This is a genomic window from Teredinibacter turnerae T7901 (assembly GCF_000023025.1).
In the GTDB taxonomy this organism is placed as follows: domain Bacteria; phylum Pseudomonadota; class Gammaproteobacteria; order Pseudomonadales; family Cellvibrionaceae; genus Teredinibacter; species Teredinibacter turnerae_B.
In genome coordinates, this window is record NC_012997.1 from 1,186,923 (window position 1) to 1,210,853 (window position 23,931).

The window sequence follows — 23,931 nt, forward strand, 5'->3', positions numbered from 1 at the left end:
AACAGGTATTTGGATACTCCATGAAAATTGTTGTTGATGAAAATATTCCACTGGCGGACGCCCTGTTTGGCGATCTTGGCGAAATTATCCGTAAACCCGGCCGCGAGATCAGTTCTGCAGATGTGGCCGAGGCGGATGCACTGCTGGTGCGCTCTGTTACTCGCGTCAACGCAGATCTGCTGACGGGTAGCAAAGTAAAGTTTGTCGGCACCTGTACTATCGGAACCGATCATCTGGACAAAGAATTTCTGGCCGAAGCCGGAATCCGGTTTGCCAGCGCGCCTGGCTGCAATGCCCAGGGCGTGGTGCAATACGATCTAGCGGCCCTCGCACATCTGGGGTATCTCGCGCGGGATATTCGGGTTGGCATTATTGGCTGCGGTAACGTGGGCGGCAGCTTACATCGCGCGCTCACCGGAATGGGTGTGACCTGTGTTTGTTACGATCCGTTTCTTACGCAAGACCAGAATGCGGACCTCGCAGATTGGGACGCGCTGTTCACCTGCGATGTCATTTGCGTTCATACGCCGCTCACGCGTAGCGGTCCATACCCCACACACCACATGCTGAGCACACCGTTTTTCCGCGCTATGCGCGACGGCGCCTTGTTGCTGAATGCCGGGCGCGGGGAGGTTATCGACAACCGCGCGTTGAAAGCCTATTTACAGGGGGACAACAGTAACCATTTGTCGGTGGTGCTGGATGTATGGGAGGGCGAGCCGGCGATTGATGCAGAGTTGGCGCCTCTGGTGAAAATCGCGACCCCGCATATCGCCGGTTACAGTTTCGAAGGCAAGACTAACGGGTCGCTCATGATCTATGAGGCGCTCGCTGAGTTTCTCGGTGTTAACGCAACCGAACGATCGGCGCGTGTCGCGGCTGTCAAAGCGCAGGCATACGGCGCTGCCGAGCCGCTGGACGCGGATGATCTCGTCACCGCAATTTTGGCAACCCACCCGATCACCCGGGACGATAAGGCATTGCGAGACCAACTGGATCAGCTACCCGCCGGTTTCGATGCTTTGCGCAAAGGTTACCCGGTGCGCCGTGAATTCAGCCACTATCAACTGACATCCGCGCAGATACCCGCGAATGTCACGGCGCTGGGGTTTTCGCTGGACAGTGCGAAATGAGTACCGCACGAGTTGCGCCAGCGCGCGCATTGCGGATCGGCTGGCTGGTCAATCCATTCGCGGGCGTGGGGGGCGCAGAGGGTAATAAAGGCAGTGACGACGCGGCCATTCAGGCACGGGCTGCGCAAGGGGAAATCCCGCTGCGCGCGCCGCTGCGGGCGCAGCAGTTTCTAGCGGCCTTATCAGAATTGATAGACCCGGCACTGCTGGTATTTGTTTGTCCACCCGGCGCGATGGGAGCGCAGCACCTTGAGACGGCGGGCCTGGCGTATGAGCTGCTCGATGTTGCTCTGGTGCAGCCCAGCTCTGCAGCGGAAACCGACAAGACACTGACAGCGCTGGTCGAAGCGAAGCCCGATTTGCTGGTATTTGTGGGGGGCGACGGTACCGCGCGGGATGTGTGCCGGAACCTCGGCGAATCACTCCCAGTACTGGGGATACCCTCGGGGGTGAAAATGCATTCGGGCGTATTTGCGATTACCCCGGAGGGCGGCGCACAGGTACTGGCGGATCTGGTGGCGGGCAAGCTGACCGCACTGTTGCGCCAGGAAGTCCGCGATATCGACGAACAGGCGTTTCGCGAGGGGGTCGTACGCAGCCGTCACTATGGTGAAATGCTGGTACCCGCAGAAAACCAATATGTCCAGCACGTAAAGCAGGGCGGCATGGAAGTGGAAGAGCTGGTACTGATGGATATCGCAGCGCAATTGCGGGAGCGGCTGGAAGACCAGGCGACCTCGCCGGTGTGCGTGGTATTTGCGCCGGGTTCCACCACACGTTTTATCCAGCAGGAGTTTGGCCTGGAGTCCACCCTGCTTGGTGTGGATGTGTTTGCTCTCGACGAAACCTTGGCCGTTATCGAGCAAAAGCTGGACGTTAACTCGCGCGATTTAGAGCAGTTTTGCGCACAATACGACAACGTGAAAATTGTGCTGACGGCAATTGGTGGGCAGGGGCATGTTATTGGTCGCGGCAATCAGCAACTTTCGCCAGCGTTATTGCGTCGCGTGGGTAAGTCCAGCTTATGGCTTGTCGCCACTAAGACCAAGCTCGAGTCGCTTGCGTCGCGACCGCTGATTATTGACTCGGCCGACGCGGACCTCGACCGGGCCTGGAGTGGCTTTATTCCTGTGACGTGCGGCTATCGGGATACGGTGTTGTACCGGGTTGGCATTGGCGGCGCGCGCCTGGATGAAATTCAGCGGTTGACGGCACATTTGGCGCCGATACTCGACGATGTGTTGGCGGCCGGGCAAAGCCGGCGTTTGTTCCATGGGCGCGGGGGCACCTTGCCAGGCCTCGAATGGTGTTGTATCGATTATTTTGCGCCAGTTATTTTCATCACACTGTTCAAAGAGCCACCACCAATGTTTTTGGCACAGTTGGTGGACTACCTTGCCAACCCGTCTCGGGAGGGGTTAGTTGCGCAACCACACTCCTCGCTGCCCGATGAGACGCGTTCGTTGGCGATTGTAGCGCAGCACCGCTACAGCAAACCGGTTGACAATCAGGTACTTTTTGGAGAAATACCGACTTATTGGCTGGCGCAGTGCGGTGATCTTCGCTTTCAACTTGAGGCGCAGCATCAGAATATCGGGTTTTTCCTGGATGCGGCGCCCGTGCGAGACTGGTTGCTGGCGAATGCCCGTGGCAAGCGGGTGCTCAATCTGTTTGCCTATACCTGCGCTTTGTCTGTGGTCGCCTGCGCTGGTGGGGCCGAGAGCGTGGTCAATATTGATATGGCGCGCAAGGCGCTGGCGGTGGGGCGCCACAACCACAAGTTGAATGAAACCCAGTTTGCACATTTACCCAGAGGCGCAGTGCAATACCTGCCGCACAATATCCTCAACTCGTGGGGCAAGCTGAAGAAAATGGGGCCTTACGACATTGTGATTGCCGATCCCCCCAGTTACCAAAAGGGGAGCTTTGTGCTGTCGGCGGACTATCCCAAGGTGTTGCGACGCATGGGCGACCTAGTGGCTGCAGGCGGTGTGTTAATCGCCTGCGCTAATGCCCCGGAGCTGCCGCTCGCAGCCTTTAAGGAAATGGTCGAAAATCACTGTCCCGAATTCGAGTGTTTGGAGCAGTTGGTCAACAATGCGGATTTCCCGGATGTGGACCCGGACCGCGCGCTGAAAATGCTGATTTTTCGACGTGCGGCGGAGTGAGTCTCGACCTCAAGCAATCAGGCGTTGAGCGAGAGGAGGTTTTGGAACTCAGGGGCTTAGCGGCGCGATGATGTTTTCCCGATAGTACTCTTCCATCATGCTGACGGGCATGGGTTTCGCTAGAGCAAACCCTTGCCCGTAGGCGACATCCATGTGTATCAGTTCGGCGATAATTTCATCAGACTCGACGTACTCTGCGATGGTGCCTATATTGAGTTCCCTGCCGATTGCGTTCATCGCTTTTACCATTGCTCGGCCAACTTCATTGTTGATGATGTCGCGAATAAAAGAGCCGTCAATTTTGATGTAATCCACATCCAGGTTTTGCAGATAGCCGAAAGACGAAAATCCGGTTCCGAAATCATCCAGCGCGAAACGACAGCCAAGGATCTTAAGATCGTTCACGAATTCCACCGCTTCCTGCAGGTTGTGAATGGCATTGGTTTCGGTAATTTCAAAACAAAGTTTATTTTTGGGGAACTGGGCGGTCATAACCAGCTGTTTTATTGCCGAGCGGGACTGATGGCTGGCTAAGGAATGCGCGCTCAAGTTGATAGAGCAACAGCTCAGGGCGCGGGTGTGCGCGGGGTGTCGATCGAGATAATCCAGCGTCGTGGTCAGTACCCACAAATCTATTTGGTTGGTTAAGCCGAAGCGTTCGGCGGCGGGTAAAAAATTATCCGGGGTGCGATGCGTACCGTCATCATCCACATAGCGGATCAAAACTTCGTAGTGGATGTATCCGCTGTGCCGGTGCCGCAGGTCGCAAATGGGTTGGAAGTAGAGCTCAAACCTGTCGCGCATAAGCGCGGTTTGTAAACGGCTGACCCAGAGCATTTCGGAGCGATTCGCATCCAGGAGTTCGGGCGTGTCCTCTTGCACCACAACCCGATTGCGCCCTTGCTGCTTGGCGGTGTAACAGGCGGCGTCCGCCGCGGCCATAATATCCGTCAGTGAACGAATATTGCGCGAAGTCAACGCCACGCCAACGCTCAAGCTTTGGCGAAATGATTGGTCCTGCCACGAGAAACTAAAATCCTCGGCAATGTTGCGGGCGAGTTCTGCCATCTCCACGGCTTCGGTGGGAGAGGTATCGCTTAATACCATCGCCAGTTCGTCGCCACCTGCGCGGGCAAAAAAGTCAAAATGGCCATGGTGTTCGCCAATGCGCTGCACCAACTGGCGGATATATTCGTCGCCAGCGCGGTGGCCGCAGGTATCGTTCACCACTTTTAGCTGGTCAATGTCCATAAAAATTAGCGCCAGCGGTTTGCCGACCGGAGACATGATTTCCAGCTTTTCCGCGATAAAGTTTTCGAGCGCTCGGCGGTTGTACAGCCCGGTCAGGTCGTCGTGACGGGCCTGGTAATAGAGCGATTCGGCAAGTTCCTTGGATTCAGAGATATCCTGGCAAACCAGCAGGAGAGTATCTTCCCGGTCTGGACTGGTTACCAGACTGGCGGAAACTTTGGTCCACAGGCTTTGCGTATCGTTGCGCAACAGACGTAGTTCGATCTCCGATGTTCCCTCTGCGCTGTTAAAGCCGTCTTCAATGTAGTGTTCCTGGGTTGAGTAGTCCTCCGGTGACACAATAGTCTCGAAAGTCTCTCCGATAAGTTCCTTTGGGCCGTAACCCAATGCGGCGGCGCCGTAACGATTGATTTCCTTGATGCGGTGATCGCGCCCCAGACTCACAAACACGGCGGGACTTTCGTCAAAGAAGGTGCGAAATTTCTGTTCGCTCTCGGTCAGGGCGCGGCGGGAATCCTGTTGTTCTTCAAGCACGCGTTGCAGGGTGTGATTGTTGATTTCCAGCTCTTTATTGCGCGTCGCGATTGTTCGAGCCAGTTCGTCGTTGGACGCAGTCAGTTGTTCGCGTGCGGCGGCTAGCCGGAGGACCTGGCGTGAGGAGAGGGGAATTACACGGTTGATAAAAATAGCGAGGCCGAGGAAGGTGATCACGCTACCGGTGACATACCCCATATGGAGCCAGAAATAGATGCGCCCGTACACCATGGGACCAGGCAGGTGGAGAAGACCGGCACTGTGGAGGCTGTCCGCGAAGAAGCTCAAGCTACTCAGCGTAACACCGAGATAAATGAGCTTAAAAGGGCCGTTAAAACGGTGTACTGCCAGGTCCTGCTCGCGTTTGAAAAACAAAACGCCTAACAACAGCGCAAGTGCGATGATGAGTCCGTTGAATAAATGGAGTAGCAGTGGTGCCGTGCTATACATAGTCGTTCCAGTGGTGCTGCATATTCCTGTAGGGTGGCGGTGTGCGCCCAGTGAATTCACTCCCTTTGGGCTACTTTATATCCGCAATGCGCGCACAAGTGCTGCGTATTCCCTGGCCACTGGCCTGCGTTTTGTACGCCTGACCTGAATTGATGAATGCCGTCTTTTGGTGCCCACAGTTATATGAGTACTGTGCGCCGGACAATGCGAATCAAATCCGTCCTTTCGACGTAACTACTTGATTAAAACGCCCGATTATAAGCAAATGCAGTGCCTTTGGGGCGAAGGTCCTAAATTTTAATACTGCCTGGTTCTTTATTGAGTCTTTATTGAGGTTAGTTGTGGTTTCTTGACGCAGCCATCAATTCGAGCATCAGTGTGCGCAGATAGTCCGAACTACGTGTTGCAAGAGCATCTTTAATCTGGGCGATGCGGGTGTCCAGGGGATGATCTGCCGGGCCTGCTGGCGGGGAAAACGATGCCGGGCCGGAGAGAAAGAGGAACGAGCGGTGAGTTAAGGTAGCGTCCTCTACTGCCTCCTGACGAATGACATCGGAAAAACGGATGTAATCCGTTTCTGCGAGCCACAGAAGTGCGTGAAAGCCTGCAGTGAACCTAGGGCTGTGCAGGCCGAATTCGTCAGGTTGATCCGGCCCCGCAATGTCTTCCACGTAGACGGTTGTGCGTTGCGGAAACCGGTTGTAGAGCATCACCAGGGTTTTTGCCGTATCCCGGCAAAAATCGTCGATATGGAGATCGGCCAAACTTCTGCCCCTTAGCGGTAGTTCTGGATAAAACTGCCGAATCGTTCGATTGCCCGGCGCAGATCGTCCTTCTGCGGCAAGAATACAATTCGGAAGTGATCCGGCTCGGTGAGGTTAAAGGCAGTGCCCTGAACCAGGAGGATTTTTTTATCCAGCAGCAAATCCAGGATTAACTGCTGGTCGTCCTCATACTTGTAGACGTTCCGGTCTATTTTGGGGAACAGGTAAATAGCGCCTTTGGGTTTTACACAACTGATTCCGGGAATTTCAGTAAGTAGTTGCCAGGCGAGGTCGCGTTGTTCGCGCAGGCGCCCACCAGGCAAAATCAGCTCATTAATACTCTGGTAACCGCCGAGCGCGGTTTGTACCGCGTACATCGCGGGGGCATTTGCACACAGGCGCATGGAGGCGAGCATTTCGATACCCTTGACGAACCCGGGCGCGCGTCGTTTTGCCCCGCTCACAACCAGCCATCCAGAACGGAAGCCAGCCAGGCGGTAGGATTTTGACAAGCCGTTGAATGTCACGCATACCACGTCGGTGGCGATACTTCCCATTGAAGTAAACTGCGCATCATCGTAAATAATTTTGCTGTAGATTTCATCGGCAAACACCACAAGGTTGTGTTCGCGTGCGACAGCAGCCAACTGCTCCAGCAGGTCCTTACTGTAAACAGCACCGGTAGGGTTGTTGGGGTTGATGAGTACTATTGCGCGCGTACGACTGCTGACTTTGCTGCGAATGTCGTCGATATCCGGGAACCAATCGGATTCCTCGTCGCACATATAGTGTACGGCTTTGCCGCCGGCGAGATTTACGGCAGCGGTCCATAAAGGGTAGTCTGGAGAAGGTACCAATACCTCGTCGCCGTCGTTTAACAACGCTTGAGTGGCGATCATAATGAGTTCGCTGACGCCATTGCCGAGAAAAATATCATCGACATCCACGTCGGGCACGTTTAAGCGTTGGCACTCCTGCATAATCGCTTTGCGTGCTGGAAACAGGCCTCGGGATTCGGTATAACCCTGAGCGTTACGGATATTGTGGATGACGTCGGCAATAATCTCGTCCGGTGCGTCAAAACCAAATGGGGCAGGGTTGCCAATATTCAGTTTGATGACTTTGTGGCCTTCTTCTTCCAGCCGCACTGAATGCTCAAGGACAGGGCCACGAATGTCATAGCAAACGCCGTCCAGCTTTCTCGATTTATTAACCTGTTGCATCGGGTTACCCACGAACCTGTTTTATTGATTTATTAAGAGGATGATTATGTCAGATCACAATTTAAAAGACGATGACTACTGGCGCTCCAAATTAACAGACGAAGAATTCCGTATTTGCCGGGAAAAAGGTACTGAAATGCCATTTTCCGGCAAATATGTCGATACCACCGAGGCGGGAACCTATCTTTGTCGTTGCTGCAATACACCACTGTTTAAATCGCTTGCCAAGTTCGATGCTGGCTGCGGTTGGCCAAGTTTTTTCGAGCCCTTGGAAAAAGGGGTTATTACAGAAGAAATGGACACTTCCCTGGGGATGGTTCGCACCGAGATTATGTGTGAAGCCTGTGGTTGCCACCTCGGTCATGTGTTTACTGACGGGCCGCAACCGACCGGCCTGCGCTATTGCGTTAATTCAGCATCTATTCAATTCGAAGAGGAAAAGAACCAATCGTGATTAAATTCGCCACCTTGTACGAAACCGCTATTTTGCACAAAGGCGGGGAAGCGAGTGTGAAGGCGTTGTTGCCAGGGTGCAAAAGCCCCGCGCAACTGCGTGCACAGAGTGATGCGTTTTATCTGGACACTATGTCTTTGCGTATTTTTCGCGCGGGCCTTAAGCACGAGCTGGTGGATAACAAGTGGCCAGCGTTCCAGCAGGCTTACCACGGCTTCGATCCTTTTTACTGCGCTATGTTAAGCGATGAGGATATTGAGCAGTTGATGGCCAATCGCGGTTTGATACGACATCTCGGCAAAATAAAATCTGTGCGCGAGAATGCCCAGTGGCTGCGCGAGATTGCCTCGGAACACGGAGGCTTCGGTCAATGGCTGGCGGACTGGCCAGCAGAAAATCTCGTCGAGTTGTGGGCCGTCATGAAAAAACACGGCCGACAGTTAGGCGGTATGTCCGGGCCATATTTTCTGCGGATGGCAGGGCGAGACACCTTTCTGCTCACTCAGGATGTATGTGCTGTGCTGGTCGCTCAGGGCGTCGTCACTAAAACTCCCAGCTCGAAAGCGGAGCTAAGGGCGGTACAGCAGGCATTTAACGTCTGGCAAGAGGAAAGCGGGCGCCCGTTCTGCGAGATCAGCCGTATCGTGGCGATGACGGCACTAGGGTAGATTCGTTCCGCGCCAACCTTAATCGTAGACGTGCTTCTTTTTCCAGTTTTGGTCTTCGTTGCCGAAGTTGCTCCATTCTTCTGCAACCTGGGCCTGCTGCTCTGCGCGGTCGTCCTGGTTGAGCTCGGGCTGCTCGCTGTCGTCGCTTAGGGTCTCGTTTAGGGCGTCCAGCCGCTGCTTGAGCTCGTCGATACGTTCGGCGAAATGCTTGCGCTTGCCGTCGCGCTCCATCAGCGAGATCGATTGATTGAGGTAGTGGGCGGCGAGCTTTAGCTTTCCGCTCTGCTGAGCTTCGTTGCCTAGCATCACGTAGTTATCAACCGTTACCTGTAGCGCTAGCTGTTTGATTTGATTGCGCTGGGTTTCGGCATGATTGGCGCTTAAAGTCCCTTTTTTCTCCAGCTGATGGATAAACCGGTAAAGTTCTTCCAGGCACACTTTCGCTTCTTTTATCTGTTGCGGGTTTTCCAGGTGAGTGCGGGCTTCGGGTTTGTTTTGTTTGTGTGCTTCCTGTAAGTGGTTACTTGCCGACTGCAGATCCTGCACATGGCTTGGTTCTTGAGGTTCGAGACGCGCCAGCTGTTCGCACACTTCCATAATGGTGCGCTGCACAGTGAGGCTCAGCTCTTTTGGCAAAAAGCCCTCAGGGAAACCATTCAGCAGGAACTTGAGGCTGCGCAGGCGCGATTTGAGTGCCGCAGTCAGCCGCATTCGCTGCTCCCGCTTCTGGCGAACCGTTTGAGCAATAAAAGCGTAGCAAACCAACCCTGCGAGGAGCAGAACAATAGTCGCGATAACTGCGATGGAATTCATAATAAGTGAGGTGTGAAGTTTTTGGGTATACCCGTATTAAGGCTAGTCAGTGCCCTGGGTGCGTGCAAATAATTTTAGTATAACTGCTTGTTTTTCTAAAATATTTGTAGATAATAGCGGCCCTCTGAATGACGCACGGTTCATTTGGGAGCGCATGCTGTTTGTTTTAACGCGACTGTCATTAAAACGAAAAAAAATCACAGCAATCGCTTGACAGTACAGAGTCCTGTCAATAGAATGCGCGCTCTCTGAACGACACGCAGTTCAGAACGTCCTTGTCCCCTTCGTCTAGAGGCCTAGGACACCGCCCTTTCACGGCGGTAACAGGGGTTCGAATCCCCTAGGGGACGCCAAGCGGGAATAGCTCAGTTGGTAGAGCACAACCTTGCCAAGGTTGGGGTCGCGAGTTCGAGTCTCGTTTCCCGCTCCAGTATTTTGGAGCAAGTGAATGCGGTTTGGCTTCACTTATCCGGTGGTACCGTTTAATAAAAGCGCAGCCTTTATGGTTGCGCTTTTTTTTTGTCCGTCGTCCCGAATCGACCGGATCTTGTCTCGGTAACCGCTACAATTGACTTTTGGTTCCACGCAGTAGTAATTGTTCTATGACAGATACCCATCATTCCATTCCCGCGTTACAAATTACCGATCTCAGAAAAACCTATGGCGAAGGCTTCGAGGCGCTGAAAGGCATATCTCTCGATGTCGCTCCCGGCGATTTTTTCGCATTGCTCGGCCCCAACGGGGCAGGGAAGTCGACAACTATTGGTATTTTGTGTTCGCTCGTTAAAAAAACGTCGGGCACCGTTAAAATTTTTGGTCACGATATCGATCGTGCGTTCTCTCAAGCCAAACAGGCGTTGGGGGTGGTGCCGCAAGAATTTAATTTCAACATGTTCGAAAACGTGTTGGATATTGTTGTGAATCAGGCAGGCTATTACGGTCTGCCAAAACCACTCGCGCTTGAGCGCGCGGAAATTTATTTGAAAAAACTGGGCCTCTGGGACAAGCGCGCTACCCAGGCCCGCGGTTTGTCTGGTGGCATGAAGCGGCGGTTACTCATTGCTCGCGCGTTGGTGCATGAACCCAAGCTGCTCATCCTGGATGAGCCCACCGCCGGTGTGGATATTGAGCTACGACGCTCGATGTGGGAATTCTTGCGGGAGATAAATGAAGCGGGTACCACCATTATTCTCACTACGCACTATTTAGAAGAAGCGGAAACGCTTTGTCGCAATGTGGCGATAATTAACCATGGTGAGCTGATTGAGAACACCAGCATAAAAAGTCTGTTAAAGCAATTGAACACTGAAACCTTCGTGCTCGACGTTCGCGAAAAAATCCTGTCGGTTCCGCAAATTACCGGTTACACCTTCACGCAAGTGGATGAGTCATCACTCGAAGTGACTTTGGAAAGCGGTACCCCGATTAACCCAATGTTCGCGAGTTTGCAGCAGGCGGGCGTTGACGTTGTGAGTATGCGCAATAAATCCAATCGCTTGGAAGAGTTGTTCGTGGAGTTGGTGGGGCAGCAGCAGAGTTCGGAGGTAGCAGAATGAACGCAGCTCAACAGTTGATTGCGTATAAAACTATAGTGCGCAAAGAAATTCGCCGGTTTATGCGTATCTGGGTGCAAACATTGATCCCGCCCGTAATTACCATGGCGTTATATTTTGTAATTTTTGGCAGCCTTATTGGGTCGCGCATTGGCGATATGGGTGGTTTTGACTACATGGCGTTTGTAGTTCCGGGTTTGATTATGATGGCAATCATCAATAATTCTTACTCGAATGTAGTGTCCTCGTTTTATTCGGCGAAATTCACCAAGAGCATTGAAGAGCTACAAGTGAGCCCCACACCCAACTATATTATTTTACTGGGCTGGGTGTCTGGCGGGGTGCTGCGCGGCCTTGCGGTTGGTAGTATTGTGACATTGATCTCTATGTTCTTCACCAAGCTGCATATCCACAACCCACTTGTGACGATTGCCGTTATTGTGCTGACGTCGGTGCTATTTTCCATTGCCGGGATGATCAATGCGATCTACGCAAATTCATTCGATGATATTTCCATCATTCCGACATTCGTGCTCACGCCACTAACCTATTTGGGCGGTGTTTTTTATTCGATCGATCTACTGCCCGAATTCTGGCAGGGAGTGTCCAAACTCAACCCGGTGTTGTACATGGTTAACGCGTTTCGCTATGGCATTCTCGGAGTGTCTGATGTGAGTGTGGGCGCAGCTTTCGCGGGAATAATTACCTTCCTGATTCTTATGTTCGGGTTCTGCTTATACTTGCTGAACTACGGCAAAAAGCTACGTACTTAATTGTTACAGAAATTGCTGCCAGAGAACCGTCAATATGAGTGATCACGCAGATACTTTATTAGGCAAAGATACGACTTACCCGGAGCATTACGATCCGGCACTGCTACAGCCGATTCCTCGTGAACGTTCTCGCGAGACAATGGTTCGCGGCGATTTGCCGTTCACCGGGGTCGACATTTGGACAGCTTATGAATTGTCCTGGTTGGATAGCTCCGGTAAGCCACATGTCGCGGTTGGTGAATTTTGGGTGCCGGCGGATAGCTCGGCTATTATTGAGTCGAAATCGTTAAAGTATTACCTCAACTCCCTCAATCAGCACCGCTTTGCGACGCGAGAGCAAGCAAGGCAGGCGATAGCAGGGGACCTTTCTGAGGCGGCCGGTGGTGAGGTTCAGGTAACGCTGTTCGATATTGATGACTACAGCAATGTGGGCACCCTTCCGGGTACCTGTGTCGATACCCTGGATGCTCCTGTGTACGTTTATCAGCCCGACGCCAGTCTGCTGAAGTTTGTCGATCAGCCTGGCGAGCAGCAGCAACTCTTTAGCCATTTACTGAAAAGCAACTGTCCGGTAACCGGGCAGCCGGATTGGGCAACAGTGTGGGTTCAATGCTCGGGTTTAACGCTGGTGCCGGAAAGCTTTTTGGCTTATGTGGTGTCATTTCGCGGCCATCAAGACTTTCATGAAAATTGCGTTGAACGCATCTTTACGGATTTAATGGCTGGCGGCAAATTGCAGGATCTCGCCGTCTATGCGCGCTATACCCGCCGAGGGGGATTGGACATTAATCCGCTGCGGTTTAGTGGTGCGCAGGATCCGGAAGCGCTGGAGCAGTTGGTATCCAAGCGGATAGCGCGACAGTAGCACATTTTTTGCTATTTAATGACTTTGTCTTGCAGGCGATCTGTCGCTCGCTGTAATACCGCAAGGACGCGGTTTTTATCGTAATTTTTGATTTTCTCGAGATCCATGTGCATCGAGAACCCCTCTGCGTTCTCTTCGAAGTAACTCTGAAGTCTCCCCAGATCTTTGCGGAAATCCACTACTTGATACACTTTAATCGGGTGGCTGAACCCTTTCGCTTTGATTTCACCTTTGTCGCGGCACATGATGACGTCTTTCACCAGGCACCAGGTTTCGTGTGATATCAGGATCTCTCCCGGGGCTGCGGCAGATTCCAGCCGGCTCGCGAGGTTAACGTGGGTCCCGAGAACCGTGTAGTCCATATAGTGATTTGTGCCAAATGAGCCGACCGTGCAGTATCCGGTATTTATGCCCATACGGATTTGGAGCGGTTTTTTGATCCCCTGGTTGTACCACCGAGTCTGCAACTCCTTCATCTTTTTACGCATATCAATGGCCATGGCCAGACAGCGAATGCAATCCGATTTGAGGCCTTCGCTTTGTGTGTCACCAAAAATTACCATTACGGCGTCGCCCATAAACTTATCGATGGTCCCGCGATGTTTGGTGGCGATGTTGACCATTTCTGTGAGATAGGTGTTTAAAATATCGGTAAGAGTTTCTGCTTCGAGTTCTTCAGTCAGCGAGCTGAAGCCGCGAATATCCGAAAAGAACACGGTGATGCGTTTGCGTTCCGACGCAAGTGATTGTTCACGCCCTTCGTTGATGGCTTTCCAAACGGTTGGCGTAAGGTAGCGTGCAAGTTTGTAGGTACGTAACTTGTACAGCGTTTGCTCGTTAAGCAGTTTTTTATTGAGAAGATCTAGCTTGTGGATTCGCGAATGGACGAATATCGCGTAAGCGCAGAAATAGGTAAAAATACCGATCAAACTAACGATACTAATTTCAAGCTTGTCGGAAAGCACCCATTTGGGCTCACTAATTAATAACGTTAGCCCTACCCCGCCAATAAAAGCGAGATTGTCGATCATCCATTTTCGTGCGCCGCCATTAATAAGGCTGTTGAACTGCACCATGGTCACGAACAGTATTGATGGCAGAATACTGAAATCGGACAGGCCCAGCACCAGGCCTATTATCACCGCATCGGCGGTCATCACATTATCGAATATTTTTTCGCGCTTCTCGTCATATACCCGGCGACGTAGCCACAGATAACTGGCAATGGCATAGCCTAGTATTAGCAGAACGATGAGTGCGTCCAACAGTTCCACATGCGGCCATTGCATATGTACTGTCACTGTGCCCGCGGCTGCAAAACAGATGAGCGTGCGAATGTCGTTCTGACGAAGCGAAAAGTCAGCAGCCAGTTTCTCAGTAACCGGTGTTTTAGTTCCGGGCATTTAAATTCCTGAAGTCTTACAGTAGAGGACGTTGTTGGTCTGGGTAGCCTACGCTGCCAGCAATGGCACCATCTGAGCGCATTTCATCGCATGGAGAGTGTGCTAGGGCCTGTTAACACTAATTCGATTCATTCTGTTGCGGCTAAAATTTCGCTATCAAGGCGTTTGGAGCGTAGTTTGGTTGTTCCAAATGAGCGATAAACAACGCTGAGAGCGGGATTTTAGCCGCAACCCGCAGGGCTGGGCCTGTATTTCCAGGCTGATGCGTTATTTTTCGCTCGTTTAGCCCGCTAAACAACACCAAAAATGCCTTTCATCCTGAAAATACAGGCTCCAGCAGAGCGAATTGAATTAGTGTTAACAGGCCCTAGTTTAACGTGCCTGTATGGAACTGACTATGCTTAAACGTGGCGTCAGTACAAGCTTTACAGGCTATAGGATCACCAGGCGTGTTCTAAGCGTAATGGCGAAAATTCACTATCCAGCCGCTGTGTTTGTTTACTTGGTCTTGCTGGTTACCGTGTGTATAAATAGCAACCCAAACAGCGAATGATATCAAGATGCCGCTTTTACCTGAGGCGTTTTCAGATCAAGGAGGTTATTTCCAGTGCTAACGGGTGCCCAGGCAAAATGTTTATTCAAACAGCACCGATTCGTCTGGTCACGCTGCGGCACTGTACAGAAATTGTGCACACTAGATTTTTAGATCGAGAAACTTTTCTTCAAGTTCGGCATATTTGGTTTCGAGATCGCTGATTTCTTTTTTTAGCCGCTGAACTTCTTCTCCATTCGCCCCAGTAGCAGGTGGTTTTCTTGCATTCAGCCTGTGGTTGTCAACCTGCAATGTATGAAGCTTGATCTCGTATTCGTTATTTTTATCGCGCAACTCCTTCATTTGTAACTTCAGGTTGGGTACCTGGCTTAAGCGCGATTTTAACTGTTCGTTTTCTTTGTTTGCGGTGTTCAATTCGTCTTCGAGAAGTTGAATGCAAGTTTCAGACTCCTGCACAAAGCGAATTTGTTTTTGCAGCTGCCCTTGCAGGTCATTGACTATTTGCTGCGTCTGTTCAACGGTTTTTGCTTCCTGGAGTTTGCGTTGCAGCTCGTTAATGATGCGGTGCTGATCTGCGGCAACTGCGCGCAAATGACTGACCTCACTGGCGTTGCTGTCGGTACGCCGCTCACCCATGAGGCTGGCGCCGTCAACGCCGTTTTCAATTAGGCGTCCAAGTTCCAGGTAATTTTTCTGGTAGCCCTTGAGCAGGGCTTCCGCACCGCTGGCGCCTTCCAGTTCTGCAGTTAACTCCGCCAGCTCATTGAACTGTTGCTCGGCGGTGTCTCTGGAGTTTTCCCACTTATCCTCCAGGTCAAAGTAAAGCGCACGAAACCGCTCGAGATTGTTGATACGCTTCTTTGCAGCAACCAACTCCTCGCGTAGGGTATCAATTTCGCTGGAGTCGCTTTCAGCGCCTGAGGGCGATCCGTATGTGGTATTGAAGGCTAACAATTGTTCGTATTTTCGTTCCAGCACTTTCCAGTTTGTCTTCTCTGTGCCACAGGCCTCTTTTTCAGCAAGCAGGAGCATATAGCGCAGCGCGGCAACTCGACGTGGTGATGGAGCGTCCGGGTCGAGGTCCAGCACGATCTCCGGGCCGGGCTCCAGGCTTTTGTGGTGCTTTTTGGTTAGCGCGATATGGCGATCTAGGTGCTTAATATATGTACCATCAGCAGCAGACTCTTCCGCAGCCTTGGAGTGCGCATGGGCGTGGCGGAGGTCGTCGATAAGTTCCGCGAGCCTTTCTCTAAGACGCTTGACGAGTTTGCTGAGGGAGCGATTTTGTACGAGCAGAAATACGCAAACGCCAATTAGCAAAGCGGCTAGTTCGGCGGCGGCGATGAGATATAGGTTGGAAATCAGCATCGTCTGTGTCCTTGTGGGCGTTTGGCCCGGGCGCGCAATATCGCACAAATAGTTTATTTTTCACCTAGTATGGCCGAGAGTCTGCGCAAAATCGACTTTTAGCTATAAAACATTCCGGGTTTAGCGCGGTAGGGGAGCATCGCAAAATGGGATTTCGGTATATTTTCCAATGCCGCAGGATTGCGTTTGGTGAAAGGTTTGTGTATTGTGTGCCGCCTTTCCGGAGGCGTCTGTTTCCCCCGGAGAGCGAGCAGTTATTGCCCCTGTCCATGATGATTGTGCGGTAGTGCTGAACAACGGTGAGGTGTCCGAGTGGTCGAAGGAGCACGCCTGGAAAGTGTGTATGTCGCAAGGCATCGAGGGTTCGAATCCCTCCCTCACCGCCATTATTATCGCGAAAGCCGCCGCAAGGGCGGCTTTTTTGTAAGTTGCGTTTGGGTTCGGGCAACGGAGCTGGCACAACGCGGCGTTTGTTGCTGACTTTGTATTTAACTCAGGTCTTTGGGGGCCAGCGTGGCCTTGACGGTAGAGCAATTAATAACCACGACAGCAGGTAATCCCTGGTTGCTCGCAGCGGGTGTCATTCTCCTTGCTTGGTTGTGGGAGGATGCAGCGGTGGTGACTGCCGCACTTTTGTCGCTGGATAACCGGCTTCCTCTCGGTATGGCGTTTGTCGCAGGTCTGGTGGGAATTGGTACGGGTGATTTTGCGCTTTATATACTCGGGCGATTCGCGCACCGCTGGCCGCGGCTGACACGGCGACTTCTTTCAAGTAAGCGCGCGGTAGCTATGAAGCAGCGTTTCCACCAGCGCACCTTGTCTAATATTTTCCTCGTGCGATTCATCCCGGGTTTGCGCACCGTGTGCTACACATTCTGTGGTGTGTGGCGGATACCGTTGCGGCGATTTCTGGCATCGATCGTGACGGCCGGCGCACTATGGGTACTGATGATTTTCGCTGTCGTGCACCTGTTTGGTATGTCGGCGTTTGTACGTGAAAGTCCCTGGAAATGGACATTGATTGGCTTTGCGTTGGCGTTACTTCTGGCCAACAACTGGCTGATTCCGAAATGGGTGGAGCGCAAAAATAAGGCTGCCGCCAACGATGGTTAGTTGCGACATGGAGCAGGGCGTTAATCGCGGCTTGCCTAAATTGAAACTCGGTGACAGGCCCTACACGTGGTATGAATTCCTACCCGCGTGGATTATGTATTTGCCGGTGGTTGCCTACTGGTTGTTACTGGCAGTGCGTTATCGCAGTTGGGGCTTGCCCATGCTCGCCAACCCCAACATCCCGCTGGGGGGCATGGTAGGAGAATCCAAAGCGGGGATTCTTTCGCAAGCTGGCAACGTGGCAACGCCATTTATCTTGCCCTGGGTATCTGTTGCGCGCACTGATACATCCGACGATGTCATGCTGGCGCAGGCGTTGCGCGAGATGGCGCTCGCAAAGATCGACTTTCCCATAGTTGCAAAGCCCGATCTGGGTTGCCGTGGCGCGGGCGTCAGTAAGTGCGACTCCAAGGAGGAATTGCGGCAATACATTCGCACGTTTCCGCACCATAGAGTATTTCTGATACAGCAGCTTGCGCCCTGGAGCGCAGAGGCTGGGGTATTCTATATACGCCACCCCCATGCCGAGCGCGGCCGGATTGTTTCGCTCACGCTCAAGTACCGGCCCACCGTTATTGGTGACGGAACGCACACCATTCAGCAGCTTATAAGAAAGCACGCGCGCGCCCGGCGCCTAGCCGGAGTATACGAAGCCTACTGCCGCAATCGGTTGGACGACATTCCTGCGCTGGGCGAAGAAGTTGTACTGGGGTTTCTCGGCAGCCACTGCCGGGGCAGTATTTTTCGCGATGGCGCTGACTGGATAACCCCCGACCTGGAAAAAGTGTTCGACCGTATTCTGCAGGATGTTCCGGAATTTTATTACGGCCGCTTGGACATTAAATTCGATACCATCCAATCATTGGCCAGGGGCGAGCGTTTTTCCATTATCGAAATCAATGGCGCAAGCAGCGAGCAAACCCATATCTGGGATCCAAAATTTAACATTTTTATCACGTTGCACGTACTACTGAACCAATATCGGATATTGTTCTCTATAGGCGAAGCGGTCAGGCGATCGGGACACAAAGTTCCTTCCGCCTGGCAAATGATCAAAACCTGGATTCGCGAGCTTAGGGCTACCTGATGGAATTTTTAAAAAAATACGGTTTAGCTATTCTCTCCTGCTGGATCGCCTTCGTTTTTGTCCAATCTTTGTTCTTCAAATTCTCCAACTCCCTAGAAACGCAATATATTTTTGGTACGCTCGGCGCGTGGTCAGGATTTACCTGGTTTGCAGCTTACGGCGCCTATGCTATCGGCTCGTTGGAACTGGTTGCCGCGGTAGGTTTGTTTACGCGCTGGCGACCGTTTGCTGCCTTGCTTGCGCTGGGTATTATTTCCGGCGCAATTGTATTCCACCTTTTTACGCCGCTGGGCGTCGTTATGCCGAGCTTCGATAGCGCGGGCAATGTGAGCGGTGATGATGGTGGTACGCTCTTTGTAATGGCCTGTCTGGTATGGGCCAGTGCGCTGGTTATCGTCTGGCGGGAATTGCTGGGGCCTAACGGGCGGTTGCACATAGCGTTTTCGTCGCAACAGGACTAACTATTTATGGGGAACACGACGCATCCAGTCGTAGATGGGAATATTCAGGCATTGGCGCAGTTGCACGGTTTTGTATGCAGCTTAACGGGTGAGCAGTATGGTGCGGAAACCCCTCTGCTTACGCGCAGCGCGATAGGCGCCCACTGTCGTCATATTCTCGATATGTACGAAGCCTTGGTTCAGGCTAGCGACGCAGGCGGTGTCGTTGACTATGATTTTCGTCGCCGGGGCGCTGGGATAGAGCATGATCAAACTTTAGCCCTCGCGAATATTGAGCGACTCCAGGCCTGGCTGGAGTGTATCCCCGCAGGTTGTCTCGACAACGTTATAACCGTGCGCAGCGAAGTCGACCTCACCCAGCAGGTGTCGACGCTTGTGGAGTCAAACATTGCTCGTGAGCTGATGTTTGCTGCCAGCCATTGTATTCATCATCTTGCTCTGATGGGCATGCTGGCCGCTGCGATGGGCTTGCGCGTCGAATCTGAATTGGGTGTCGCCCCTGCTACGGCGAGTTTTTTGCGATCTGGTAGCGAGTTGGCGGAGATAGGCTGATGTGTACGTTAAGCTGGATGACGCGGCCGGATGGATATGAAGTGCTCTTTAACCGCGATGAGCAGAAGTCGCGGCGTAGAGCAGATCCGCCACAGGGTTTTGTGGTTGCGGGGACGCACGTGTTGATGCCCGTAGACCCTCAGGGCGGCGGGACATGGTTGAGCACAAACCAATACGGAGTGACTCTTGCCCTGCTTAATTATTATCAGGGGGCGATGCCCGCAGGCGAGTTGTTGTCTCGCGGTGTTTTAGTCAAAGCTCTCTCTGGCGCACGTGATGCCGAAGACGCCGCCCAGCTACTATCCTCGCAACCAATTAGCCATTTCGCACCATTTTCGCTGTTGTGTTTTTGTCCGCTCAGTTTGCGCGCGGGCCGGGGAGTTAATCTTTACTGCTGGGACGGAGAACGAACCACCAGGCATCTGGCTGAAAGCCCCATGGTGTCGTCGGCCAAGTTTTTTGATGAGGTCTTGCGCGCTCGCTGGGAATGCTACCTGAGCAAGGTTGGTGATGCAGCGTCGCGACAAAAGTTATTGGACTTCCACTTCAGTCACGGCGGTGCGCCAAGCGCTACGAGTGTTTGCATGCACCGGGAAGATGCACACACGGTCAGCCTTTCCCATATCATGGTGGCCGATAAATCGGTGATATATGACTACTACGATGGCGTGCCATGCTCCGGTGTTGTGCCCGTACGTTCCGAGCTTGGTCGGCACTAGTGCTAAGAAGTTGCTGACAATCGAGCCCGATATATCCTGTGGTCTAGAATCTAATCTAGAGGCTGCACACAGCCCCTTTTGCCAACCCCTCGTAAGCTCTCACACTCACACTATTTTCCGGAAAGCGGCTTTTAATCTGCTGAACAATATGGCTGGCGATCAGTTCCACGGTGGAGTCTGTGTCGATCAGGTAGCAAAGGCGCTTTGGCAAGCTTAGCCTGAACTCACCTTGGGCTGCGGTGTAGGCAAAGGTGTACTGGTCGCCGGAATCGTTGATCAGATCTGGTGTTGAACCAATATAGATATCTCGCCAGAGCTCAGCCCACTTGGCAGTCACCTCGACAGCGGCTTTGCCGTCGATTTTTACCTCAAGCTTGGAGCGGTGTCCGTGGGCGATTCTCTGGCAGTTTCCGGCGTGTTTTCGCAACCCGTGAGAGTAGTGGTAGTAGGGCCCATCAATCACTTCCGGTACAAAGCTCACTGCGACAGATTTTACCGATGCTGGATACAATTTCAGCAGCTGAGAAACGCACCACTCGCCCACAGATGCTTCGTTAATGTGCTTGGTTTTTACCAGAGTAATCGCCTGCTTAGGCGCTTTACAGAAAAGGGTTTCTCCGCTGGTGAGCGTCATTGTGATTTCGTAGTTTCCGTTCGCATCGACAATCGCGATGGCGGGATGCTCCGCAGGAACCAGTAAGCAGTGGTCTATGGTATCGTCTAGCCAGTGGCGAGACTTGGCTTTGACTGTGCCGAAATCACACACCATCCCCTGGTCGTCGAGCGCGCCTTCCAGCTCGACGCCTGCGAGCCAGGTTTCACCCACCAGGCCCCGCTCCGGGTCAAGATAGCTGAAGTCTACATTGGTAAGCTGATCGACAAATAGAAGCATGGGTGTACAAATCTCTCCAATGGTTGGTTGGCGCACAGTTTACACACTTAATGCATATCGCAATACGGCGGATCGAATGATGTCATTGTTCCAGTTGGTCTTTTATGTCCCGAGCGGGTACGCGGAGGAGGTCAAGCACGCTGTATTTTGTGCGGGCGCGGGGCGCGTTGGGAACTATGACCAGTGTTGCTGGGAGACTGAGGGGAGGGGGCAATTCCGTCCTCTCGCCGGTAGCCAACCGTTTCTCGGCGAGAAAAACACATTGGAATACGTTGCTGAGAAACGAATAGAAATGGTTGTGGATGGACGGTGTGCCGATGGCGTAATCAACGCGCTGCGACGGGCTCATCCGTATGAGGAGCCCGCATTTTCTTTGCTGCCTCTCAGCAACCCGCCAAAGGAAAAGGAATAACAGCGGCGGACGTTGCGGGTATCAGGGTATCTGTACTTGCCCGCTCTTCGGGCAAGCCGACGTTCTGAAGGTCGATCATCGCATTTTGAAGCTTGCCGAGCGACTCATGCATCATCTGCGAGATCGCCATGCATACGCCAACAGGGGTTTGATGCAGCTCGCGTTGGCAATCAATTTGGAACTGGAGGCCGCGAAGACGGCGCTGCATTTCTTCCGGAGCGCTATCGATAATGGCGGCCACTTCTTGTTGTCGAAACGCCTCGAGCGCTTCAGGCTCGTGCTCAGCCATATGGAATAGTCGTTCAAAAGATGGCCAGTCTGTCATCGCGGGTTACCTGTAAATCGTTGTCGTCTGTTCTGCCCCTGTGGGAACGAGCTGGACGGGGAGGGGTCCGACAGATGACGATTTTCTGAAAAAACTTGCTTTGCTCGAATTTTATGCTACCCACTTTTGGTCGCTATGTGTACACCTTCTTTTAGACAGAGTTGTTATAAGTAGACGGGCCGCGGGTTGGCGCACAAATAATTTTTGTGAACTTGGTAACCTTTTGATATAGAAAGACTTTTTAATATTGTGGCGTTTTTTACATCTTGTCGTATCCTGCAAGTATTGGTTTCGCTAGCGACTAGATCGCGGGGCGCAAATACATTCAAACCATGATAAACATGCTTTAATTCAGAGTGCGAACGTAGAAAAATAAGTGGTTGGGGGCTCTTGCTGAGCGAGAGATTCCTTCGTTAGGCAGCAAAGAACGATTCAATGAAAGAATTTCACCGTCAGGCTGCGGTCCTGTTAGCGCTATCGGATCGCCCTAAAGGGCAGGAAGAAATCCTGCTTACCCTGCGCGCTGTCCACCTGTCGAGCCACAGCGGCGAAGTGGCATTCCCCGGAGGCAAGTGGGAGCCTGGCGATCCGGATCTCTACGCCACGGCACTGCGGGAAGCGGAAGAGGAGGTTGGCCTGGTACCTCAGGTGTTCAGTTTTCTGGGAGAGTTGCAGCCCAGCTACACCCGTCAGGGAACGCGCGTAACCCCTTATGTTGGACGTATCCCTGCCGATGTGGATTTGGCGCCTAACCCTTCGGAGCTGGATGAGCTTTTCTGGTTCCCGTTGGCGGAGTTGGTCGCGGACAAGCGCGTTCGAACGGATGTATTTGAATGGCGCGGGGAGGAGTACTGGTCGCCAGCATACCGTTACGCGGGTCACATTATCTGGGGGTTCACCGCGCGAGTACTGGTTGAGTTTCTCGCGCGTTTTTACGGGATCGAGCTGGGGCGTGAACACTCCGCACCAGAAATTCGCTTTCGCCCTAAGTAAGCCGGGGCGATATCGCTCGTATCAGGCTGGTGCGCTCAAAATAGGTTGATCAGGTGCGAAACTCGAATAATTTGGCTTTTTCGATGCGTGTATCGCTGAGTTCTACCAGTTCAAAGCGATAGTTACCCAATTCGAAGCTGACGCAGGCATCGGGAATACTTTCCAGATACTCCACAATAATCCCATTCAGCGTTTTTGGGCCGTCTGTGGGCAGGTTCCAGCCCAGGTTTTTATTAATGTCGCGAACCGATTCGGATGCGTCTATCAAGTACCAGTCGTCCGCGCATTCAACAATAGATTCAGCGATATCGTAAGATTCATCGGTAGCGAAATCCCCGACGATTTCTTCCAGTAGGTCTACAAGCGTAGCAATGCCTTGTACGTCGCCGTACTCGTCGACAGCAATTGCCATGCGATGCTTTGTTTGCTGAAAATTCAGTAGCTGGGTGTGCAGTTGGGTTGATTCAGGTACGAAATAAGGTTCGCTCAGCTCCTGTTTCAGGGCCTCTTTGGTTACCGTGCTGTCGTCGCCTTGAATAAATCTGGCGGCCTTGCGCAAGTGCAGGACCCCAATAATGTTATTGATGTCGCCTTCATATACTGGAAGTCGGGTGTACTCCGTTGCGCGTATGCGCTGCAGAATCACGCATATATCTTCTTCAATGTCGATGCCTTCCACTTCGTTGCGGGGCACCATAATATCTTCCACGGTAGCCTTTTCCAGATCCAGCACATTCAGCAGCATGCCTTGGTGCTGGTCGGGAATCAGTTCGCCGGCTTCGTCCACGACGGTGCGAAGCTCTTCCATGCGCAGATGGTCGGCGCGTCTTGCCTGAGACGGGTCGAGCCCGAACAGGCGCGCGATACTGTTAGAAATGATGTTGATCAGCAGTACAAATGGGTAAAGCAAAATTAGCAGAGGGCTCAACACCAGCGACGCAGGGAAGGCAATTTTTTCAGGGTATACGGCGGCGACTGATTTTGGCGTAACTTCGGCGAAGATAAGTAGAACAATTGTCAGCGCGAAGGGAAGCACCACTAATTCTGCCCACTCGCCGAAAAAATGACGAGTCAGTACGCCAGCCAAGAGCGTAGCGACAATATTAGCCAGGTTGTTGCCAATTAAAATAACGCCTATCAGGCGGTCTGGGCGCTCCAGCAATTTGGCCGCTCGCATAGCGCTCTTGTGCTTCTTTTTCACCAGGTGGCGGAGGCGATAGCGATTCATCGCAAGCATCCCCGTTTCGGAGCTTGAGAAGAAAGCGGAGACAAAAATGAGGGCGACCAGGAGTCCTATTTGCAGGTCAGTAGGGATGCTGTCCAACGAGTTGTGTGCCTGTGTTTACATGGGCCGGTTATCTTGACCGACTTTGGCGGCCTGATCAAGGTTAGTGTCAATTGCGC

General features: G+C 52.6%; 23 protein-coding genes and 3 tRNA genes. 17 read left to right on the top strand and 9 right to left on the bottom strand.

Features of this window, described 5'->3' with window-relative positions; all coding sequences use genetic code 11:
• Nucleotides 1-20: 20 nt before the first annotated feature.
• Together TERTU_RS05010 and TERTU_RS05015 are read left to right on the top strand one after the other, a co-directional pair.
• Nucleotides 21-1,133 (top strand): 4-phosphoerythronate dehydrogenase, encoded by a 1,113-nt coding sequence (locus tag TERTU_RS05010; protein ID WP_015817805.1) that lies wholly within the window; start codon nucleotides 21-23, stop codon nucleotides 1,131-1,133.
• Nucleotides 1,130-3,301, top strand: coding sequence for a class I SAM-dependent methyltransferase (locus TERTU_RS05015; RefSeq protein ID WP_015819283.1), 2,172 nt, complete (start codon nucleotides 1,130-1,132; stop codon nucleotides 3,299-3,301). Before TERTU_RS05010 ends, TERTU_RS05015 begins: the two co-directional genes overlap by 4 nt.
• Before the next feature lie 48 nt (nucleotides 3,302-3,349).
• On the opposite strand, the gene TERTU_RS05020 is transcribed toward TERTU_RS05015, so the two are convergent.
• The 3 genes from TERTU_RS05020 to TERTU_RS05030 form a co-directional block, all read right to left on the bottom strand.
• Entirely contained in the window at nucleotides 3,350-5,536 is a 2,187-nt protein-coding gene (locus tag TERTU_RS05020; protein WP_015820781.1) for a putative bifunctional diguanylate cyclase/phosphodiesterase, read from the bottom strand.
• Nucleotides 5,537-5,871: 335 nt separating this feature from the next.
• Nucleotides 5,872-6,300: a hypothetical protein gene (locus TERTU_RS05025; protein ID WP_015819633.1), complete on the bottom strand. Its 429-nt coding sequence runs from the start codon at nucleotides 6,298-6,300 to the stop codon at nucleotides 5,872-5,874.
• Nucleotides 6,301-6,311: 11 nt separating this feature from the next.
• The gene (locus TERTU_RS05030; RefSeq protein WP_015816931.1) at nucleotides 6,312-7,523 is read right to left on the bottom strand and encodes a pyridoxal phosphate-dependent aminotransferase; all 1,212 of its coding nucleotides are present in this window, start codon (nucleotides 7,521-7,523) and stop codon (nucleotides 6,312-6,314) included.
• A 46-nt stretch (nucleotides 7,524-7,569) separates the two neighbouring features.
• Between TERTU_RS05030 and msrB the strand changes: the two genes are divergently transcribed.
• Both msrB and TERTU_RS05040 read left to right on the top strand, forming a co-directional pair.
• Nucleotides 7,570-7,977 (top strand): peptide-methionine (R)-S-oxide reductase MsrB, encoded by a 408-nt coding sequence (msrB, locus tag TERTU_RS05035; RefSeq protein ID WP_015818404.1) that lies wholly within the window; start codon nucleotides 7,570-7,572, stop codon nucleotides 7,975-7,977.
• Nucleotides 7,974-8,645, top strand: coding sequence for a DNA-3-methyladenine glycosylase I (locus TERTU_RS05040; protein ID WP_015819959.1), 672 nt, complete (start codon nucleotides 7,974-7,976; stop codon nucleotides 8,643-8,645). The genes msrB and TERTU_RS05040 overlap by 4 nt, the downstream gene beginning before the upstream one ends.
• Nucleotides 8,646-8,663: 18 nt before the next feature.
• On the opposite strand, the gene TERTU_RS05045 is transcribed toward TERTU_RS05040, so the two are convergent.
• Nucleotides 8,664-9,458 (bottom strand): hypothetical protein, encoded by a 795-nt coding sequence (locus TERTU_RS05045; protein ID WP_015820383.1) that lies wholly within the window; start codon nucleotides 9,456-9,458, stop codon nucleotides 8,664-8,666.
• Between the two features lie 277 nt (nucleotides 9,459-9,735).
• Here TERTU_RS05045 and TERTU_RS05050 point away from each other — a divergent pair.
• The 5 genes from TERTU_RS05050 (at nucleotide 9,736) to queF (ending at nucleotide 12,649) form a co-directional block, all read left to right on the top strand.
• Nucleotides 9,736-9,811, top strand: a tRNA-Glu gene (locus tag TERTU_RS05050).
• 1 nt (nucleotide 9,812) lies between these two features.
• Nucleotides 9,813-9,888 (top strand) — tRNA-Gly (locus tag TERTU_RS05055).
• Nucleotides 9,889-10,060: 172 nt separating this feature from the next.
• Nucleotides 10,061-11,014, top strand: a complete 954-nt coding sequence (locus TERTU_RS05060) for an ABC transporter ATP-binding protein (RefSeq protein WP_015818230.1) — start codon at nucleotides 10,061-10,063, stop codon at nucleotides 11,012-11,014.
• Nucleotides 11,011-11,784 carry an ABC transporter permease gene (locus TERTU_RS05065; protein ID WP_015818844.1) on the top strand — a complete coding sequence of 258 codons (774 nt, stop codon included), beginning with the start codon at nucleotides 11,011-11,013 and terminating at the stop codon, nucleotides 11,782-11,784. Before TERTU_RS05060 ends, TERTU_RS05065 begins: the two co-directional genes overlap by 4 nt.
• A gap of 34 nt (nucleotides 11,785-11,818) precedes the next feature.
• Nucleotides 11,819-12,649 carry an NADPH-dependent 7-cyano-7-deazaguanine reductase QueF gene (queF, locus tag TERTU_RS05070; RefSeq protein ID WP_015818899.1) on the top strand — a complete coding sequence of 277 codons (831 nt, stop codon included), beginning with the start codon at nucleotides 11,819-11,821 and terminating at the stop codon, nucleotides 12,647-12,649.
• 11 nt (nucleotides 12,650-12,660) lie between these two features.
• Here queF and TERTU_RS05075 read toward each other — a convergent pair whose 3' ends face one another.
• Together TERTU_RS05075 and TERTU_RS05080 are read right to left on the bottom strand one after the other, a co-directional pair.
• The gene (locus TERTU_RS05075; protein ID WP_015820935.1) at nucleotides 12,661-14,052 is read right to left on the bottom strand and encodes an adenylate/guanylate cyclase domain-containing protein; all 1,392 of its coding nucleotides are present in this window, start codon (nucleotides 14,050-14,052) and stop codon (nucleotides 12,661-12,663) included.
• A 694-nt stretch (nucleotides 14,053-14,746) separates the two neighbouring features.
• Nucleotides 14,747-15,973 (bottom strand): hypothetical protein, encoded by a 1,227-nt coding sequence (locus TERTU_RS05080; RefSeq protein ID WP_015819158.1) that lies wholly within the window; start codon nucleotides 15,971-15,973, stop codon nucleotides 14,747-14,749.
• A 298-nt stretch (nucleotides 15,974-16,271) separates the two neighbouring features.
• Here TERTU_RS05080 and TERTU_RS05085 point away from each other — a divergent pair.
• The 6 genes from TERTU_RS05085 (at nucleotide 16,272) to TERTU_RS05110 (ending at nucleotide 19,905) form a co-directional block, all read left to right on the top strand.
• A tRNA-Ser gene (locus TERTU_RS05085) sits at nucleotides 16,272-16,359 on the top strand.
• 127 nt (nucleotides 16,360-16,486) lie between these two features.
• Nucleotides 16,487-17,086 carry a DedA family protein gene (locus tag TERTU_RS05090; RefSeq protein ID WP_015820306.1) on the top strand — a complete coding sequence of 200 codons (600 nt, stop codon included), beginning with the start codon at nucleotides 16,487-16,489 and terminating at the stop codon, nucleotides 17,084-17,086.
• Entirely contained in the window at nucleotides 17,079-18,173 is a 1,095-nt protein-coding gene (locus TERTU_RS05095; RefSeq protein WP_041590066.1) for an ATP-grasp domain-containing protein, read from the top strand. The genes TERTU_RS05090 and TERTU_RS05095 overlap by 8 nt, the downstream gene beginning before the upstream one ends.
• Entirely contained in the window at nucleotides 18,173-18,634 is a 462-nt protein-coding gene (locus tag TERTU_RS05100) for a hypothetical protein (protein WP_015818580.1), read from the top strand. The genes TERTU_RS05095 and TERTU_RS05100 overlap by 1 nt, the downstream gene beginning before the upstream one ends.
• Before the next feature lie 6 nt (nucleotides 18,635-18,640).
• The gene (locus tag TERTU_RS05105; protein ID WP_015817631.1) at nucleotides 18,641-19,186 is read left to right on the top strand and encodes a DinB family protein; all 546 of its coding nucleotides are present in this window, start codon (nucleotides 18,641-18,643) and stop codon (nucleotides 19,184-19,186) included.
• The gene (locus TERTU_RS05110) at nucleotides 19,186-19,905 is read left to right on the top strand and encodes an NRDE family protein (protein WP_015819714.1); all 720 of its coding nucleotides are present in this window, start codon (nucleotides 19,186-19,188) and stop codon (nucleotides 19,903-19,905) included. The genes TERTU_RS05105 and TERTU_RS05110 overlap by 1 nt, the downstream gene beginning before the upstream one ends.
• Nucleotides 19,906-19,960: 55 nt before the next feature.
• On the opposite strand, the gene TERTU_RS05115 is transcribed toward TERTU_RS05110, so the two are convergent.
• Complete coding sequence (locus TERTU_RS05115; RefSeq protein ID WP_015819007.1) at nucleotides 19,961-20,797, bottom strand: 6-carboxytetrahydropterin synthase; 837 nt, start codon at nucleotides 20,795-20,797, stop codon at nucleotides 19,961-19,963.
• A gap of 76 nt (nucleotides 20,798-20,873) precedes the next feature.
• On the opposite strand from TERTU_RS05115, the gene TERTU_RS22145 reads away from it, so the two are divergent.
• Nucleotides 20,874-21,209 carry a YqfO family protein gene (locus TERTU_RS22145; RefSeq protein ID WP_041590067.1) on the top strand — a complete coding sequence of 112 codons (336 nt, stop codon included), beginning with the start codon at nucleotides 20,874-20,876 and terminating at the stop codon, nucleotides 21,207-21,209.
• Here TERTU_RS22145 and TERTU_RS05125 read toward each other — a convergent pair.
• Nucleotides 21,181-21,534: a DUF3135 domain-containing protein gene (locus TERTU_RS05125; RefSeq protein WP_015820672.1), complete on the bottom strand. Its 354-nt coding sequence runs from the start codon at nucleotides 21,532-21,534 to the stop codon at nucleotides 21,181-21,183. The genes TERTU_RS22145 and TERTU_RS05125 overlap by 29 nt on opposite strands.
• A 435-nt stretch (nucleotides 21,535-21,969) precedes the next feature.
• Here TERTU_RS05125 and TERTU_RS05130 point away from each other — a divergent pair, with 435 nt between their 5' ends.
• On the top strand, nucleotides 21,970-22,527 hold the full coding sequence (locus TERTU_RS05130) for an NUDIX hydrolase (protein ID WP_012779329.1): 558 nt from the start codon (nucleotides 21,970-21,972) through the stop codon (nucleotides 22,525-22,527).
• 49 nt (nucleotides 22,528-22,576) lie between these two features.
• Here TERTU_RS05130 and TERTU_RS05135 read toward each other — a convergent pair whose 3' ends face one another.
• Complete coding sequence (locus TERTU_RS05135) at nucleotides 22,577-23,851, bottom strand: HlyC/CorC family transporter (RefSeq protein ID WP_015820869.1); 1,275 nt, start codon at nucleotides 23,849-23,851, stop codon at nucleotides 22,577-22,579.
• Between the last annotated feature and the right edge of the window lie 80 nt (nucleotides 23,852-23,931).